Source organism: Xylophilus sp., from assembly GCA_009914555.1.
Lineage (GTDB): Bacteria > Pseudomonadota > Gammaproteobacteria > Burkholderiales > Burkholderiaceae_C > WNDY01.
Map to the genome: position 1 here is coordinate 1 of WNDY01000075.1, position 16,890 is coordinate 16,890.

Annotated in this window: 17 protein-coding genes; 13 read left to right on the forward strand and 4 right to left on the reverse strand. The window is 69.8% G+C overall.

What is annotated here, in order from left to right; translation table 11 throughout:
- From GAK38_RS21095 to GAK38_RS21115, 5 genes are all read left to right on the forward strand, one after another.
- On the forward strand, positions 1-411 hold a 411-nt coding region (locus tag GAK38_RS21095), incomplete at its 5' end, for an IS3 family transposase (protein ID WP_325343662.1).
- Between the two features lie 133 nt (positions 412-544).
- Positions 545-1,690, forward strand: coding sequence for a catalase family protein (locus GAK38_RS21100; protein WP_325346905.1), 1,146 nt, complete (start codon positions 545-547; stop codon positions 1,688-1,690).
- Between the two features lie 131 nt (positions 1,691-1,821).
- Entirely contained in the window at positions 1,822-2,127 is a 306-nt protein-coding gene (locus GAK38_RS21105) for an iron uptake protein (RefSeq protein WP_325346906.1), read from the forward strand.
- Positions 2,128-2,137: 10 nt separating this feature from the next.
- Positions 2,138-3,808 (forward strand): PepSY-associated TM helix domain-containing protein, encoded by a 1,671-nt coding sequence (locus GAK38_RS21110; RefSeq protein ID WP_325346907.1) that lies wholly within the window; start codon positions 2,138-2,140, stop codon positions 3,806-3,808.
- A complete protein-coding gene (locus GAK38_RS21115) occupies positions 3,801-4,124 on the forward strand; it encodes a DUF3325 family protein (RefSeq protein WP_325346908.1) in 324 nt (107 codons plus the stop codon). Before GAK38_RS21110 ends, GAK38_RS21115 begins: the two co-directional genes overlap by 8 nt.
- 14 nt (positions 4,125-4,138) lie before the next feature.
- On the opposite strand, the gene GAK38_RS21120 is transcribed toward GAK38_RS21115, so the two are convergent.
- Complete coding sequence (locus tag GAK38_RS21120) at positions 4,139-4,309, reverse strand: hypothetical protein (RefSeq protein ID WP_325346909.1); 171 nt, start codon at positions 4,307-4,309, stop codon at positions 4,139-4,141.
- A 48-nt stretch (positions 4,310-4,357) separates the two neighbouring features.
- Entirely contained in the window at positions 4,358-5,836 is a 1,479-nt protein-coding gene (locus GAK38_RS21125; protein WP_325346910.1) for a putative sulfate exporter family transporter, read from the reverse strand.
- Between the two features lie 323 nt (positions 5,837-6,159).
- Between GAK38_RS21125 and smc the strand changes: the two genes are divergently transcribed.
- The 3 genes from smc to GAK38_RS21140 all read left to right on the forward strand — a co-directional run bounded on the left by smc (position 6,160) and on the right by GAK38_RS21140 (position 11,920).
- On the forward strand, positions 6,160-9,684 hold the full coding sequence (gene smc, locus GAK38_RS21130; RefSeq protein ID WP_325346911.1) for a chromosome segregation protein SMC: 3,525 nt from the start codon (positions 6,160-6,162) through the stop codon (positions 9,682-9,684).
- Between the two features lie 37 nt (positions 9,685-9,721).
- Entirely contained in the window at positions 9,722-10,822 is a 1,101-nt protein-coding gene (locus GAK38_RS21135) for a cell division protein FtsZ (protein WP_325346912.1), read from the forward strand.
- Between the two features lie 702 nt (positions 10,823-11,524).
- Positions 11,525-11,920 (forward strand): RcnB family protein, encoded by a 396-nt coding sequence (locus GAK38_RS21140; protein ID WP_325346919.1) that lies wholly within the window; start codon positions 11,525-11,527, stop codon positions 11,918-11,920.
- A 196-nt stretch (positions 11,921-12,116) separates the two neighbouring features.
- Here the strand turns inward: GAK38_RS21140 and GAK38_RS21145 are convergent, their stop codons facing one another.
- On the reverse strand, positions 12,117-12,926 hold the full coding sequence (locus tag GAK38_RS21145) for an IclR family transcriptional regulator (RefSeq protein WP_325346913.1): 810 nt from the start codon (positions 12,924-12,926) through the stop codon (positions 12,117-12,119).
- A gap of 189 nt (positions 12,927-13,115) precedes the next feature.
- Here GAK38_RS21145 and GAK38_RS21150 point away from each other — a divergent pair, with 189 nt between their 5' ends.
- From GAK38_RS21150 to GAK38_RS21170, 5 genes are read left to right on the forward strand one after another with little or no spacing between them, the layout of a single operon-like run.
- Complete coding sequence (locus tag GAK38_RS21150) at positions 13,116-13,868, forward strand: SDR family NAD(P)-dependent oxidoreductase (RefSeq protein WP_325346914.1); 753 nt, start codon at positions 13,116-13,118, stop codon at positions 13,866-13,868.
- Positions 13,865-15,205 carry a fumarylacetoacetase gene (gene fahA, locus GAK38_RS21155; protein ID WP_325346915.1) on the forward strand — a complete coding sequence of 447 codons (1,341 nt, stop codon included), beginning with the start codon at positions 13,865-13,867 and terminating at the stop codon, positions 15,203-15,205. The genes GAK38_RS21150 and fahA overlap by 4 nt, the downstream gene beginning before the upstream one ends.
- The gene (locus tag GAK38_RS21160) at positions 15,202-15,534 is read left to right on the forward strand and encodes an NIPSNAP family protein (RefSeq protein WP_325346916.1); all 333 of its coding nucleotides are present in this window, start codon (positions 15,202-15,204) and stop codon (positions 15,532-15,534) included. Before fahA ends, GAK38_RS21160 begins: the two co-directional genes overlap by 4 nt.
- A 52-nt stretch (positions 15,535-15,586) precedes the next feature.
- A complete protein-coding gene (locus tag GAK38_RS21165) occupies positions 15,587-16,144 on the forward strand; it encodes a VOC family protein (RefSeq protein ID WP_325346917.1) in 558 nt (185 codons plus the stop codon).
- A gap of 47 nt (positions 16,145-16,191) precedes the next feature.
- Positions 16,192-16,452 (forward strand): hypothetical protein, encoded by a 261-nt coding sequence (locus GAK38_RS21170; protein ID WP_325346918.1) that lies wholly within the window; start codon positions 16,192-16,194, stop codon positions 16,450-16,452.
- A 27-nt stretch (positions 16,453-16,479) separates the two neighbouring features.
- Here GAK38_RS21170 and GAK38_RS21175 read toward each other — a convergent pair.
- The coding region (locus GAK38_RS21175) for an IS3 family transposase (protein ID WP_325343662.1) at positions 16,480-16,890 on the reverse strand (411 nt) is incomplete at its 5' end.

The following is a 16,890-nucleotide window of genomic DNA, read 5'->3' on the forward strand; positions in this document are numbered from 1 at the left end:
GACCTGTATTCGCGTAAGGTTGTGGGCTGGTCGATGTCTGAGCGCATGACGGCTACGCTGGTTTGCGACGCGCTGCGCATGGCGCTGTTTGCTCGCAATCGGCCTCGGGGAGTGATCGTGCATACTGGCCGTGGTAGCCAATACTGCTCGCGCGAGCACCGCGCCCTGTTGGAGCAATACGCTTTGATCGCCAGCATGAGTGCCAGAGGCAACTGCTACGACAACGCAGCAATGGAGAGTTGGAACCACAGTCTGAAGGTCGAGGCCATCCATGGTGAACACCTCGCCACACGGGAGCAGGCCAAGGCTCATGTGTTTGACTACATTGAGGTTGACTACAATCGGATCCGGCTGCACTCGACCCTGGGCTACCTCAGCCCAGAGCAGTACGAGCTGGCCAACGTCGCTTAGATAGGTGTCCGTAAATCAGGGGCAAGATCATTCTGAGGTCTGTCCGCCGACGCGGTGCAGGCCCGCGCTCCTACGCGGCGCGCCGCGGGCCGCGGGCAGGGTGGCCGGATTCCAACCCCACGAGCCTGCCGCCATGACCGACGACCTCCGTCGCACCACGCCGCCCGCCATCGTCCCGCTGCCCTACGGCAGCGCCTACGAAACCCCGGAGGATGGCGAGGCCGAGACCATCGCCGAATGCATCGACACCCTGCGCGGCATCGCCGCCAGGGTGCATGCCGACGAAGGCCATGCCTACCGCAGCGTCCACGCCAAGTCGCACGGCCTGCTGCGGGCCGAGCTGGAGGTGCTCGACGGCCTGCCCGAGCCCTGGGCACAGGGCGTGTTCGCCCACGGCGGGCGGCGCCATCCGGTGGTGATGCGCTTCTCCACGACGCCGGGCGACCTGCTGAGCGACCGCGTCTCCACCCCGCGCGGCCTGGCGCTCAAGCTGCTCGGCGTGGACGGCGAGCGGCTGCCGGCCGAGGGGCCGGGCGCCGAGGGCGCGCGCACGCAGGACTTCATCCTGGTCAACGGGCCGGTGTTCAACGCGCCGAACGCCAGGAAATTCCTCTCCAGCCTCAAGCTGCTGGCCGCGACGACCGACCGCGTGCCGCGGCTCAAGACCGCGCTGTCGGCCGCGCTGCGCGGCGCGGAGAAGGTGGTGGAGGCGGCCGGCGGTGAGAGCGCCACGCTCCAGGCGCTGGGTGGCCATCCGATGACCGACATCCTCGGCGAAACCTTCTTCAGCCAGGTGCCGCTGCTCTGGGGCCGCTACATGGCCAAGCTGTCGGTGGCGCCGGTATCGGCCGGGCTGCGCGCGCTGACCGGTGCGCCGGTCGAGAACTCGCCGGACCATCCGTTCGCGCTGCGCGAGGCGGTCGTGCGCCACTTCGCCGCGCAGGGCGGCGAGTGGGAACTGCGCGCGCAGCTGTGCACCGACATCGAGGCCATGCCGATCGAGGATGCGACCGTGCTCTGGCCGGTCGAGCGCAGTCCCTGGGTGAGCGTGGGCCGCATCGTGGCCGCGCCGCAGACCGGCTGGAGCGAGGCGCGGTCCGCGGCGGTGGACGACGGCATGGCCTTCAATTCCTGGACCGGGCTGGCGGCCCACCGGCCGCTGGGCTCGATCATGCGGGTCCGCCGGGCGGTCTATCCGGCCTCGGCGGCGTTCCGTTCGCAGCGCAATGGGCAGCCGGTGCGCGAACCCGGCGGCATCGACGCGGTCGACTGGGACTGAGGGAGTATCGGTCGCTGGCAGTTGTCAAAAGAGCGCCATGAAAGGTTTACCGGGGGAGTATGAATGGACGACCGAAGTGCATGCCGTGGCTGAGATAATTACGAATCAGTTCCATCGCACGGCATCCCTTCATGGCATCGAACACGGCGTCCGCCATCACCCCGCTCCACATCGTGGTCCGCATCGCCACGGCCACGCTGGGCGGCTATCTCTTCACCTGGGGCTTCGCCGCGCTGGCCATCGGCCTGCTGTTCGCGGCCGGGCTCGAATTCCATGACGCCGAGGCGCTGGCGGCGGTCGCCGGCTTCCTCGTCTTCCTGACCGTCTTCTGCTGGGCCTTCGCCGCGCGCAGCCTGCCGAAGTTCGCGGCGGTGCTGGTGATCGGCGGTGCCGCCATGACCGGTGCGGCCTCGCTGGTGCAACGCGCGCTGCTCTGAGGGCTCCGACATGTTCCAGAATTTCCGCCTCGCCATGGCCTGGCTGCACACCTGGTTCGGCCTGGTGCTGGGCTTCGTGCTCATGGCCGTGTTCTTCTTCGGCGCGCTGTCGGTGTTCGACCGCGAGATCGACCGCTGGGCGCTGCCGGCGACCCGCTTCGCGCCGCAGCCCATGCCCTCGTTCGACAAGGTGCTGCGGCCGGTCTTCGAGGAGCTGCAGCCCGACGCCCCGAGCCGGGAACTGGCGCGCGGCCAGGTCGACGGCCCGCTGCCCGAGCGCTTCGACACGCCCACGCGCTGGGGCGCCTATACCACCCACCGCGACCCGGTGCTGGGCGTGTTCGCCGGCTTCGAACTGCCCCGCGCCAAGGTGCCGCAAGCCACGGTCTTCGCCCTGCGCACCATCGACCCGCGCAGCGGCGTCACGCTGCCCGACGACCAGCTCAAGATCGGCAGCCAGTTCTTCTTTCCGCTGCACTACAGCCTGAATCTGTCCTGGAAGAACCTCGGCACCTGGATCGTCGGCTTCGCTGCGCTGGTCATGCTGGCCGCGCTCGTCAGCGGCGTGGTCATGCACCGCAGGATCTTCCGCGAGCTGTTCACCTTCCGGCCGAAGAAGAGCATCCAGCGCAGTACGCTGGACCTGCACAACCTCACCGGCGTGGTGGCGCTGCCGTTCCATTTCATGTTCGCCTTCACCGGGCTGGTGATCTTCGGCGGCGTTTACTTCCCGATCGCCCACACCCAGCTCGCGCCGCTGCATGAGCTGCACGAGAAGCTGGAGGCGCAGGAGACCGGCCTGCCGCACGAGCGCGCGAACGTGAAGGCGCCGATCGCTTCGGTCGATGCCATGGTGGCCGAGGCGCAGCGCCGCTGGGCCGCGAAGGACATGGCCGGCGAGGTCGGCTTCCTCGCGGTGCAGTTCCCGGGCGATGCCAACGGCTACGTAAGCGTGTACCGCGCCGGCACCGACCGCATCGCGCTGGTGGGCAACGGGATCCACTTCAAGGCATCCACCGGCGAGCTGATCCGCGAAGACCCGCCGCAGACGCCGGTGGCCGGCATGACCGAGTTCCTCACCGGCCTGCATCTCCAGCACTTCCGCCACTGGCTGCTGCGCTGGTTCTACGTGCTGGGCGGCCTGACCGGCTGCGCCTGCATCGCCACCGGCTTCCTCTTCTTCGTCGAGAAGCGCAAGCGCCAGCATGCGAAGCAGGGCCAGGGCGGTGCGCGCTGGGTCGATGGCTTCGCCGTCTCCACCGTCACCGGCATGCTGATCGCCACGCTCGCCATGCTGATCGCCAACCGCCTGCTGCCCGAAGGGCTGGCCGGGCGCGATGCCTGGGAGCGCCATGCCTTCTGGGGCGCCTGGCTGCTGGCCTTTGCCCACGGCCTGTGGCGTACCGCGCCGGTCGCGCAGACGCGCATCGCGCCGGCCTGGGCCGAGCAGTGCGGGGCCGTGGCTGCGCTGGCGCTGGCCGCCGTGCTGCTGAACTGGGCCACCACCGGGGACCATCTGCTGCGCACCATCGGCACGGGCTACTGGCCGGTGGCCGGCGCGGACCTGCTCATCCTGGCCGGCGGCGCGCTCGCCGCGGTGGCCGCGCGCAGGCTGCGCCGGCATGCCGCAGGCGCTTCCGCCCCCGCATCCGTCGCGGCGCAGGAGGCGGCCCGTGCGTGATGCCCTGCTGCTGGCGGCCGCGCAGGCCGCGGCCCTGATCGGCCTGGGCTGGCTGGCCCTGGCGATGGACGCGCATTGGGAGCAGGTGCGCGGCAGTTGGCCGCCGCCGCCGCGCGCGGCGGTGCTGCTGCGCGTGCTCGGAGCGGCCGCGCTCGCGGGCTCGCTGGCGCTGTGCCTCGCGGTCGACCATGCTTCGATGGCCGTGCTGGTCTGGGTGATGGCGCTCGCGGCCGCCGCCCTGGTGCTCGCTTTCACGCTGGCCTGGCGGCCGCGAGCGCTCGGCCCGCTGATCGCCTGGCTGCCCCACGGCGGGTGAAGGGGCCGCGCGGCTCAGGCCGCGAGCCGCGTGAGGGCGAGCAGGGCGACGAGCAGCACGATGCCGGTGCCCAGGCTCCAGGCGATGAGTTTCTTTTCGATGGGCAGCAGCGGCTCGCGGCCGGTGTGGTGCAGCTCGGCCTTGATCTGCTGCTCGGCGGTCTGGGTGGTGGCGGTGTCGGACATGGCGCAAATGCTCCTGGCTGGAACGGAGGATGGAAGGCAGCGGACGGATCAGCCGGCCAGTGGCGGCTTGACGCCGGCGAAGAAGATCCACGAGATCAGCAGCCCGACCCAGATCACGAAGCCGAACAGCGCGAGCACGTACACGCCCACGAGCTTGCCCAGCCCTTCCTCCCAGAGCTTGCGGAAGTTGGAGAGGACGCCGATCGAGAAGAAGGTCAGCAGGAAGAAGATCACCCGCAGGTTGCCGGCCTCGCCGGTCGCGCTCTTGAGCTTCGCCACGGTGGCGGGCCCGGCGGCCAGCGTGGCCAGCAGCACGACGACGAAGGCCACGGCGTAGCCGACGATGAACTTCGGAAAGCGCTGCCATATCTCGGCGGCGCGCGCCGTGTGCCCGGCCTGCGGGTTGACGTGGCGCGTCCAGATCCAGGCCAGCAGGAAAGCCCAGAAGCCGATGAAGATGTCGATGAACAGCTTGATCGTGACCGTGGTGCCCAGCAGCCAGCCCGGTGCGTACTTCACGCCCTCGGCCGCGGCCCGTGCGAGGATCAGCGACTCGGCGATGCCGCCGGAGGCCACGGCCGCGCCGTCGGTCTTGATCGCCAGTCCCAGCCACGAGGCGGCCACGAGCGGCTCCTGCCAGAGGAAATGCTGCGCGAGGAAGGGCAGAACCAGCAGCTCGACCGCCGCAAACACCACCACCAGCGAGGAGACGACCAGCGGGACCACCGGCCGTGCGCGGATCGCGCTGCCGGTGGCGACGGCCGCGGCCACGCCGCAGATCGAGATGCCCGAGGCCAGCGGCACCGACCATTCGCGCGAGAAGCCAAACCACTTGCGCGCCACGAAATAGACCACGGCCCAGTAGATCAGGTAGGCCTCGACGATGGCGGCCACGCCGCGCCACACGATGCTGCCGGCGTAGCCGAGGCGGTCGGCGATGGTCACCGCGACGACCGCGCCGAGCACGACGAGCGCGGTCTTGATGTAGAGCTCGGGCCGTATCGCCTCGCCGAGCCAAGCGGCGAAGCGCGGGAAGAAGTTGCCGATGACCAGACCGGCGACCAGCGCGACCACCAGGCCGCCTTCGGGCGTGAGCTTGAGGTACCAGCCCACGCCGTACTTCTGGGCGTCAGCCGCGCTGGTGACGGCCAGGTGCGCCTCGCTGCCGATGATCCAGCTGATGTAGGCCAGCCAGAACACCACCGTGAAGCGCACGGCGAAGCGTTTCACGTCGGTCCGCAGCGCCGCGGCGCCGACCGACAGGGCGGCCAGCAGGATCAGCCAGGTCAGGATCAGCGAACCCCAGCCGCCGAGGGACGCATAGCCCTTGCCCACGGGCGCCAGCGCGGCGGCGAAGCCCGGGCCGGACCAGATCTTGGTGCTCACCGCCCAGCCCAGCAAGTCCGGGCCGGCGAGGCTCAGCAGCGCTGCGGCGATCACGACCAGGCCGAGCCAGACGGCCAGCCAGTCCTCGCCGATGCCCTGGATGTCCTGCTGCGTCGTTCTTGGTGTCGTCGTAGCGCTCATAGCATTCCTTGCAACGTTGGAGAGAAGAAAGAAGTCCAGGACTGCGGACCGCGGATCGTCAGCCGCAGAGTGACAGAATGTAAGGCCGATACGCCGCCGCAGGGAAATGCGCTGTTCGTATGTGCAAATGCAGCGGCTGATGCGACCGAATGTCCGGCGGGGTATGGGACTGCAGCCGGCTGCAGATAGACATCTGGAAATATAAGACCCGGGAGTATGTGGCCGGCCGGCCGATGGGTCGATACGCTCGGGTAACATCGTGGCTCCCCGTAGCCGCGGGCCGGGCTGCATGACATGCGGCCCCGGACGCCGCCGAATCTGCCGTGCGCCTCAACTCCATCAAGCTCTCGGGCTTCAAGTCCTTCGCCGAACCGACCAATTTCCTGCTGCCCGGACAGCTGGTGGGTGTGGTCGGCCCCAACGGCTGCGGCAAGTCCAACATCATGGACGCGGTGCGCTGGGTGCTCGGCGAGAGCAAGGCCAGCGAGCTGCGCGGCGAGTCGATGCAGGACGTGATCTTCAACGGCACGACCTCGCGCAAGCAGGCCAGCCGCGCGAGCGTGGAGCTGGTCTTCGACAACGCCGACCACCGCGCCGGCGGCCAGTGGAACCAGTACGGCGAGATCGCGGTCAAGCGCGTGCTCACGCGCGACGGCAACAGCAGCTACTTCATCAACGGCCAGCCGGTGCGCCGGCGCGACGTGCAGGACGTGTTCCTCGGCACCGGGCTGGGCCCGCGCGCCTACGCCATCATCGGCCAGGGCACGATCAGCCGCATCATCGAATCCAAGCCCGAGGAGCTGCGCCTGTTCCTCGAAGAGGCCGCGGGCGTCTCCAAGTACAAGGAGCGCCGCCGCGAGACCGAGAACCGCCTCTCCGACACGCGTGAGAACCTGACGCGGGTGGAAGACATCCTGCGCGAACTCAACGCCAACCTCGACAAGCTTGAAAAGCAGGCCGAGGTCGCCGCCCGGTACAACGCGCTGCAGGCCGACGCCACACTCAAGCAGCACCAGCTCTGGTACCTGAAGCGCGCCGAGGCCGAGGCCGACCAGCAGCGCATCCAGGCCGAAGGCCGCCAGGCGGTCAACGACCTCGAATCGCGCATGGCCGACCTGCGCCACGTCGAGGCCGAGCTGGAAACCATCCGCCAGGCGCACTATGCGGCCGGCGACCAGGTCAACCAGGCCCAGGGCAGGCTCTACGAGGCCAGCGCCGAGGTCGGCAAGCTCGAGGCCGAAATCCGCTTCGTGGTCGAAGGCCGCCAGCGCGTGGAGCAGCGCCTGACCACGCTGGCCGAACAGATCGCGCAGTGGAGCACCCGCCGCGAGGATGCCGAGGTCGAGCTCGAAGGCCTGGCCGAGCAGGGCGAGACGGCCGAGGAGCAGGCCGAGCTGCTGGCCGCTCAGGTCGAGGAACAGGCGATGCGCCTGCCCGAGCTCGAAGATGCGCTGCGCCAGGCCCAGGAGCGCGCCGCCGAGCAGCGCGCCGTCGTCACTCAGGTGCAGCAGCAGATCCAGGTGTTGGCCGCCGAGCAGCGCAACGTCGAGGAGCAGTCGCGCCAGCTCCACCAGCGCCGCGAGCGCCTCGTGGCCGACCGCAACGCGCTGGCCGCGCCCGATGAAGTCCGCCTCGCGAACCTGCGCGAGCAACTCGACGCGGCCCAGGAAGCCAGCGCGATCGCCGAAGCCCGGCTGGCCGAGCTGCAGGACAGCGTGCCGCAGCTCGACGAGGACCGCCGTGCGCGCCAGCAGGCCGTCAACGGCGAAAGCGCCCGCCAGGCCGACCTGACGGCGCGGCTCGAAGCGCTCAAGGCGCTGCAGGAGAAGGTCAGGACCGACGGCAAGCTCGCCCCATGGCTGGAGCGCCAGGGCCTGGGCGGCCTGCAAGGCCTCTGGAGCCGCATCCACATCGAAGCCGGCTGGGAGAACGCGCTCGAAGCTGCGCTGCGCGAGCGTCTGTCCGCGCTCGAAGTCTCGCGGCTGGAGAGCGTGCGCGGCTTCCTTGGCGCGAGCGGCCAGGAGGCGCCGCCGGCCAGGCTCGCGTTCTACGCGCCGCCCGCCGCAGGCCGGCCCGACGGCGCGGCCGCTCACCCGCGCCTGGCCGACCTGCTGCGCCTGCCCGACGCCGGCCTGCGCGCCGTGCTCGGCGACTGGCTGCACGGCTGCTACACCGCGCAGAGCCTGGACGACGCGCTGGCCCGGCGCGCCATGCTGCAGCCCGGCGAGGCGATCTACGTGGCCAGCGGCCATGCGGTCACGGCCCATGGCGTCACGTTCTATGCGCAGGATTCGGAGCAGGCCGGCCTGCTGGCCCGCGCGCAGGAGATCGAGAACCTGGAGAAGCAGAGCCGTGCCCAGGCGCTGATCGCCGAGGAATCGCGCAACGCGCTGGTGCGCGCCGAGGCCGCCTATGCCGACGCGTCGCAGCGCCTGGTCGCCGCGCGCCGCGAGGCCAGCGACACCCAGAGCCGCACGCACGAGCTGCAGGTCGAGACGCTGCGCCTGTCGCAGTTGGCCGAGCAGGCCCGCGCCCGCAGCGAGCAGATCGCGGCCGACCTCGGCGAGGTCGACAGCCAGCTCGATGAGCTGCAGGAGCGCCGCGTGACCGCCGAAGCGCGCTTCGAGGAGCTCGACATGCAGCTCGCCGACACGCAGGAGCGCCATGCGCAGCTCGACGAGCGCGTGATCGACGCCGAGCGCAAGCTGTCGGAGAGCCGCGAGCAGCAGCGCAGCCTGGAGCGCCGCGCGCAGGAAGCGGCCTTCTCCCGCCGCAGCCTGGAGGCCCGGCGCGGCGAGCTCTCGCGCACCATCGGGACAGCCGACCAGCAGGCCCGCACGTTGGCCGAGGAGGCCGAGCGCGGCCGCGACGAGCTCGGTCGCCTGTCCGACGCCGCCGCGCAGGGCGGGCTGCAGGACGCGCTCGACCTCAAGCTGCAGCGCGAGAAGGCGCTGGCCTCCCAGCGCAGCGAATACGACGACCTGACCGCCAAGCTGCGCGCCAGCGACGAGCGGCGGCTGACCTGCGAACGTGCGCTCGACCCGCTGCGCGCGCGCATCACCGAGTTCCAGCTCAAGGAGCAGGCCGCGCGCCTGGGCCTGGAGCAGTACGGCAACCTGCTGGCCGAAGCCCAGGCCGACCTGGAGGCAGTGGGCCGGTCCGTCGCCGAGGGCGGCGTCAAGCTTTCGGGACTGCAGAGCGAGATCGACCGGCTGCACCGCGAGATCGCGGCGCTCGGCGCGGTCAACCTCGCCGCACTGGAAGAGCTGACGGCCGCGCGCGAACGCAAGACCTTCCTCGATGCGCAGACGGCCGACCTGCAGGACGCGATGAACACGCTGGAGGACGCGATCCGCAAGATTGACGGCGAGACGCGCGAACTGCTTTCGGGCACTTTCGAAACGGTAAACGGCCACTTCGGCCGCATGTTCCCCGAGCTGTTCGGCGGCGGCCAAGCCCGCCTCATCATGACCGGCGAGGAGATCCTCGACTCCGGCGTGCAGGTCATGGCCCAGCCGCCGGGCAAGAAGAATCAGACCATCCACCTGCTGTCGGGCGGCGAGAAGGCGCTGACCGCGATCGCGCTGGTGTTCGCCATCTTCCAGCTCAACCCGGCGCCGTTCTGCCTGCTCGACGAGGTGGACGCGCCGCTCGACGACGCCAACACCGAACGCTATGCCAAGCTGGTGAGCGCGATGAGCCGCGGCACGCAGTTTCTCTTCATCAGCCACAACAAGATCGCCATGGAGATGGCCGAGCAGCTGATCGGCGTGACCATGCAGGAGCAGGGCGTCTCGCGCATCGTCGCGGTCGACATGGAATCGGCCCTGGGCATGGCCGAAGCCTGAGAGCACGTTCAGGAACGATACGAAGAAGAATGGACCTATGAGCGATTTCCAACTGAGCCTGGCCATTACCGGCGGTGCCGTCATCGTGGCGATCCTGGTCTACAACGTGTGGTCCTCGCGCCGCAATGCCCCGCGGCAGGCCCGTCCCGAGCCGCAGCCTGCCGCAGGGGCCGCGGCCGACGGCGCGCCGCTGGCCGACCGGCAGGAGCCGTCGTTCGACATCGCGGCCGATGGCGGCGCGCCGGCCGCCGCGGTGCAGGCCGAGCCGTCTGTCGAAGCCGCAGGCGACCTGCCTGTGCTGCCGCTGCCGGAGCGCCGACTGGGACTCGATCCGCTCATCGATGGCATCGCGCCACTGCATGTGGACCATGTGGTCTCCGGTGACGCGGCGCTGGCCGCGCTGCCCACCACCCGCCGCGCCGGCAGCAAGCCTTTCGCCATCGAAGGCTTGAACCAGGCTACGCGCCAGTGGGAAACGCCGACGGCCGGCCAGCGCTACACCGCGTTCCAGGCCGGCGTGCAGCTGGCCAACCGCACCGGCGCGCTCAACGACATCGAATACTCCGAGTTCGTCGTCAAGGCCCAGGCGTTCGCCGACGCGATCGGCGCGGCGGCGGACTTCCCCGACATGCGCCACGAAGTCGCGCGCGCGCGCGAGCTCGACCAGTTCGCCGGCGACCACGATGCGCAGCTGGCCTTCGGCCTGCGCGCCCGCCATGCGGCCTGGAGCCCGGGCTACATCCAGCAGACCGCTGCGCGCCTGGGTTTCGTGGCCGGCGCCATACCCGGCCGGCTGGTGCTGCCGGCGGCCACGGCGGGCCTGCCACCGGTGCTGGTGCTGACTTTCGACAGCCAGGCCGCCCTGGCCGACGACCCAGCGCTGAGCGCCATCCGCGACGTGGCGCTGAGCCTGGACGTGGCCCAGGTCCAGCGCAGCGAGCAGCCTTTCACCCGGCTGCGCGAGATCGCCTTTGCTCTGGCCGAGACCATGGACGGCGCCGTCACCGACCAGGCCGGCCAGCCGTTGGCGCCCGAAGCCTTCGACCAGATCGGCGGCGAACTCGAACTGCTCTACGATAAGCTCGACAGCCGCGAACTGTCGGCCGGCTCGGTCCTGGCGCGCCGGCTGTTCAGTTGAAATGAAACGTCCCCTTGCTCTCTCCTGCTTCCGCATGCCGGAGGCGGGCTCTGGGGCTGAGACCTGCGGCTCCAAGCCTGCCACGCAGGCTTGGACTGGCCTCTGATAACACCGCAGCCTGCAAGGCAGGGTACGACGGCGCCGGACGGAACGGCGCTCTTCCCCCATTCCCTATCCAAGCGGCGACGGAGTCTGGCCGCGCCGGTTTCATGCGCGGCGCCATGGAAACTGACATCGGCGGCGCCCTGGCGCGTGTCGGCATGCACCTACGCGGGCTCGGCGCGCGTGCTTTCTGTTGCAAAGCCGGCGCAAACCTATCTTTTGCGCGTCCCGCACCTTGCCCTCCACGCCGCACGGCCGGCGTGGTCCATGGCCCGAAGCGGCCGTCTTCGCCCAGGGCGGCGCCCCGCAGAAAAGGAGCTTGCAATGCCCGACTATCTCTGGCTCATCGGCGTACCGCTGTCCGCGCTGGTCTTCGTGCTGGCCGCAGGGCTTTGAAGGGCGTCGGCTGGCCTTCGCCGGTTCGCATCTGACAGCAGGGTGTAGGATCAGCGGCCGCCTTCGCGGGATTGGTTACAAAACTGCGATAAGCAGACAGATTGCGGCACCCGTCGTTTGCCTAGACTGGAATCGTCATCCGACAACTGCAGTCCAGCTACACGGCTTCTGCAACATCGACATCAACCAGGAGGTCCGAAGATGATGAATACCAACCGACTCCATGCCGCCCTCGGTGCAGCGCTGATGCTCGGCGCCACGCTCGCCGCAGCCCAGCCCGGCCCGCGTCCTGACGACGACCGGCGCGGCCCCCCCGGCAATGAGCGCCGTGTCGACCATGAACGCCGTGGCCCCGGCTACAGCGACCGCGGTCCCCAGCACGGCGACCGCGAGGGCCGCGGCTTCGGCTCCGACTTCCGCTACCACAAGGGCGACCGTCTGCCGCCCGACCTGCGCGGCCGCAACTATGTGGTCGACGACTGGCGCGCCCATCGCCTGAGCGCCCCGCCGCGCGGTTACCACTGGGTGCAGTACGGCGGCGACTACGTGCTCGTGGCCATCGCCACCGGCGTGATCGCATCGATCCTGCTGAACAACTGAGCCCACGCGTCGGCGAAGGCCGGCGCTCTGCGCAACGCGAGCCCGGCCTTTGCCGGGCTTTTTCGTAGGCGCGTCACGGCAGCTGGCGGGGTTTCTCCCACAGGCTCCGCGGCGCAGGCAAAGAGCTGTCGCCTGCGGGCGCAATGGTTCCAGCCAACGGCTGGTCGGCCGGACCCGCGCGTTGGCCCGGGTTTCGTCAGACCGGTGGAGCACGCTTGCCGGCCGTCCAGCCCAGGCGCTGCTGCGAACGCAGCGTCCGTTCGACCGATGCGCACGCGTCGGCCAGCGACCGGCCGATGGCGCGGATGCGAGAGGGCGGCATGCGCTGCGACAGGGCCGCGACGCTCAGGGCGCCCACGACCTGGCCCATGGCGTCGCGGAAAGGATGGCCCACGGCGGTCACGCCCAGGTTGATGGTCCCTTCGATGACCGCCGCGCCCTGTTCGCGTGCGGCGGCGCAGGCTTGCCGGGCGGCGTCGGCATCGAGCTTCGCGAAGTTCTTCAGCTGGTGCGCCACGCGCGTGATGACCTCATCGCGGTCCGGATCGGGAAGGGCTGCGAGGATGGCCAGCCCTCCCGCGCCCACTCCGAGCGGGCGGCGGCTGCCCACTTCGAGGACCAGCGTCCGGATCGGAAACGACCCTTCGATGCGGTGCAGGCAGACGGCGTCGAAGCCGCTGCGCATGACCAAGTAGACCGTATCTTCGGTGTCGGCCGCAAGCCGCTTCATCTCCGGCTCGCACAGATCGCGGATGTCGTACATCGTCGATCCGGCAACGCCGAGCTCAAAGGCCAGCGGCCCGAGCCGGTAGCGCCGCAGCTCGGCATGGCGGTCGACCAGCCGTTCCTCGCCCAGCTGCTGCAGAACGCGATGCACCGACGGATGGGGAAGCCCCGCGCGGGCGGAAATTTCGGTCAGGGAAAGTCCCCGGGAGCCGGCGGTGGCAAGGATTTTCAACAGCTGGACTCCCCGTCTGAGGGAGCCTGGTTCCGTGGATGTCGGCATGTTCGATCGGAGGAGGAGGGCCGGGGGCGTCGCGTGCCGGTTCCGGTCGGCCGATGGTAGTGGCTCGCGGCCTGACGCTCCAGCGCAGGTCATGTCCGATAGACGGACAGAGCCGAGACGCGGGAGGGACGGGGTTCCTACAGTGCACGCATGGCGGCGATCGGCCGCCGCTGTTGCGGAAACAATGGCATGGGCACTCGGATTCTCGAAGACAAAATCGTACTGATCACCGGCGCGAGCAGCGGCATCGGCGCCGAGAGCGCCATCGCGTTCGCGGCGGAGGGCGCGAAGGTGGTGGTCGGCTACCACCGCGGGCAGGAGCGCGCGGAGCAGCTCGTGTCGCAGCTGCCCGGCACCGGCCACTGGGCCGCGCCCAGCGCGCTGGAAGACGGGCAAAGCCATGCGCGGCTGGCCGCCCGGCTGCAGGAGGCCTGGGGCCGCCTCGACGTGCTCGTGAACTCGGCGGGCTACACCCGCAAGGTCGCGCATGCCGACCTCGACACCATGACACCGGCGCTGTTCAACGAGGTGCTGCTCGCCAACGTCGGCGGCCCCTACGCGGTCACGCGTTCGCTGATCCCGCTGCTGCGCGCCGCCGGCGGCGACGCGGTCGTGGTCAACGTCTCCTCGGTATCGGCCTTCACCGGCTCGGGCAGCAACCTGGCGTACTGCGCCGCCAAGGCCGCACTCGACACGCTGACCAAGTCGCTCGCGCGCGCCTTCGGGCCGGACGTGCGCTTCCTCAGCGTCTCGCCCGCCGCGGTCGACACCGGCTTCGTCGAAGGCCGCAGCCGCGAGGAGCTGCTGGCCAAGGCGAAGAAGACGCCGCTCGGCCGGGCCGTGTCGCCGGCCGACGTCGCCCAGGCCATCCTGGCCTGCGCGACTCACCTGCGCACGGCCACCGGCACGCGCATCGTGAGCGACGGAGGGCACACGCTGTGAGCGCGCCCGACCGCACGCACGATCCCGCGCTGCGCAGCTGGGTCGCGTCGGCGAACCGGCCGGACCACGACTTCCCGATCCAGAACCTGCCGTTCGGCGCCTTCCGCGCCGCGTCGGACGCCGCGCCGCGCTGTGCCGTGGCCATCGGCGACCAGCTGCTCGACGTCTCCCGGATCGCGGACCTGTTCACCGCCGAGGCGTCGGCGGTCGCCGCCGCGCTCGCCGCGCCCGGCCTGAACCGCGCGATGGCGCTCGGCCACGGCGCCCATGCCGCCTTCCGCGCGCAGCTCTCGGCGCTGCTGCAGGAGGACGAGCGCGCGCGGCGCCCCGCGGTCGAGGCGGCGCTGCGGCCCCTGCAGTCGGCGCAGCTGGTGCTGCCGTTCGAGGTGCGCGGCTACACCGACTTCTTCGCATCGATCCACCATGCGTCGAACGCGGGGCGGCTGTTCCGGCCCGACCAGCCGCTGCTGCCGAACTACAGGTACGTACCGGTGGCCTACAACGGCCGCGCCAACAGCGTGCGCACGAGCGGCGAGCCGGTCGTCCGGCCGCACGGCCAGCTCAAGCCGGCCGAGGCCGGCGCGGCGCCGCGCTTCGCACCATCGCAGCGGATGGACTACGAGGTCGAGCTGGGCATCGTGGTCGGCCGCCCGACCGCCGCCGGCGAGCCGCTGCGCCCCGGCGATGCGTGGGACCATGTGTTCGGCTTCTGCCTGCTCAACGACTGGTCGGCGCGCGACATCCAGGCCTGGGAGTACCAGCCGCTCGGCCCCTTCCTCGGCAAGAGCTTCGCCACCAGCATCTCGCCGTGGATCGTGACTGCGCAGGCGTTGTTGCCGTTCCGCACGGCCGCCGCCGCCCGCGCGCCGCAGGATCCCGAGCCGCTGCCGCACCTGCGCGATCCGCGGGACCATGCCCGCGGCGCGGTCGCGGTGCAGCTCGAAGCGGCGATCCGCACCGCGCACATGCGCCAGCGCGGCCTGCCGGCCCACCGGCTCTCGCGCTCCAACGCGGCGGACCTCTACTGGACCGTGGCCCAGATGCTCGCCCACCACACCAGCAACGGCTGCGCGCTGGACACCGGCGACCTGGTCGGCTCGGGGACGGTCTCGGGCGCAGGCGACGGCGCGCTCGGCAGCCTGCTGGAGCTCTCGCGCGGTGGCGCCGCCGCCATCGACCTGCCGGGCGGCGAGCAGCGCCGCTTCCTGGAGGACGGCGACGAGGTGCGCCTCACCGGCTTCTGCGAGGCGCCCGGCCACCGGCGGATCGGCTTCGGCGAATGCGCCGCGGTGCTGGCACCCGCGCGCCCGTACGGCCCGGCGGACAGCGGGGAATGACCATGCTGGTCGAGATGCGCACCTACACCACGCATCCCGGGAAGTACCGGGACTACCTCGCGCTCTACGGGGCCGAGGGCCTCGACATCCAGCGCCGCATCCTCGGGCGCATGGTCGGCTACTACTACAGCGACATCGGCGAGCTCAACCAGATCGTCCACCTCTGGGCCTTTGCCGATCTCGGCGAGCGTGCCCGGCGCCGCGCGCAGCTGCTGTCGGACCCGGGCTTCAAGGCGTACGTGGCCAAGATGCTGCCGCTGCTGCACAGCCAGTCGTCACGCATCCTGACGCCGGCCCCGTTTTTCCAGCCGCAATGGGCCGCGCCCTAGCGCGCCCCGGCCCGTCGCATCCACCACGTTTCTTTGTTCGAAGGAAAACCGCATGCTGTGCAAGAAGCTCCATCACGCCGCCTACCGTTGCCGCGATGCCAGTGAAACGGTCCGGTTCTACACCGAAGTCCTGGGCCTGAAATTCAGCCATGCGATGGGCGAGGACCATGTCCCGTCGACCGGCAGGTACAGCCCCCACGTGCACATCTTCTTCGAGATAAAGGACGGCAGCAACATCGCCTTCTTCGAATGCCCGCAGGACGAGGGCGAGGCGTCGGGCCGCGACCCGCGTACGCCGGGCTGGGTCCAGCATTTCGCATTCGAGGTGGCCGACATCGAGACCCTGCATCAGGCCAAGAAGGACCTCGAAGCCAAGGGGCTGACCGTCGTTGGGCCGACCAACCACGACGACTTCATCACTTCGATCTATTTCTTCGACCCGTCGGGTCATCGGCTGGAACTGACGGCGCGCACTGCCGACCCGGCACGCTACCCGGTCTTCGAAGCCGAAGCGCCACAGATCCTGGCGCTGTGGAACGAAACCCACGACTGGTCCCAGCGCGAGAAGGTGTTCGGCGCCAAGTCCGGCTACGCGCGCTCCGGCGCATGAAGCGGACGGGCCGCCGGACTACATGACAAGAAACGGAGGAGACGACCATGAATTTCTCGCACCATGCGCAACGCGTCCGCCGTACATTCGCGCTGGGTCTGTGCGCGTTCGGTCTGGGGGCATGGACACACGGTGCCTGGGCCGACTACCCCGACAAGCCCATCCGCTGGGTCGTCGGATTTCCCGCGGGCGGCGGAACGGATGTGCTTGCGCGCACGGTAGGCGCCCAGCTGGCCGAGCAAGCCAGGCAGCAGGTGGTCGTGGACAACCGGCCCAGCGCCGGGGGCATGCTGGCCGCGGACATCTGATCTTGCCCCTGATTTACGGACACCTATCTAAGCGACGTTGGCCAGCTCGTACTGCTCTGGGCTGAGGTAGCCCAGGGTCGAGTGCAGCCGGATCCGATTGTAGTCAACCTCAATGTAGTCAAACACATGAGCCTTGGCCTGCTCCCGTGTGGCGAGGTGTTCACCATGGATGGCCTCGACCTTCAGACTGTGGTTCCAACTCTCCATTGCTGCGTTGTCGTAGCAGTTGCCTCTGGCACTCATGCTGGCGATCAAAGCGTATTGCTCCAACAGGGCGCGGTGCTCGCGCGAGCAGTATTGGCTACCACGGCCAGTATGCACGATCACTCCCCGAGGCCGATTGCGAGCAAACAGCGCCATGCGCAGCGCGTCGCAAACCAGCGTAGCCGTCATGCGCTCAGACATCGACCAGCCCACAACCTTACGCGAATACAGGTC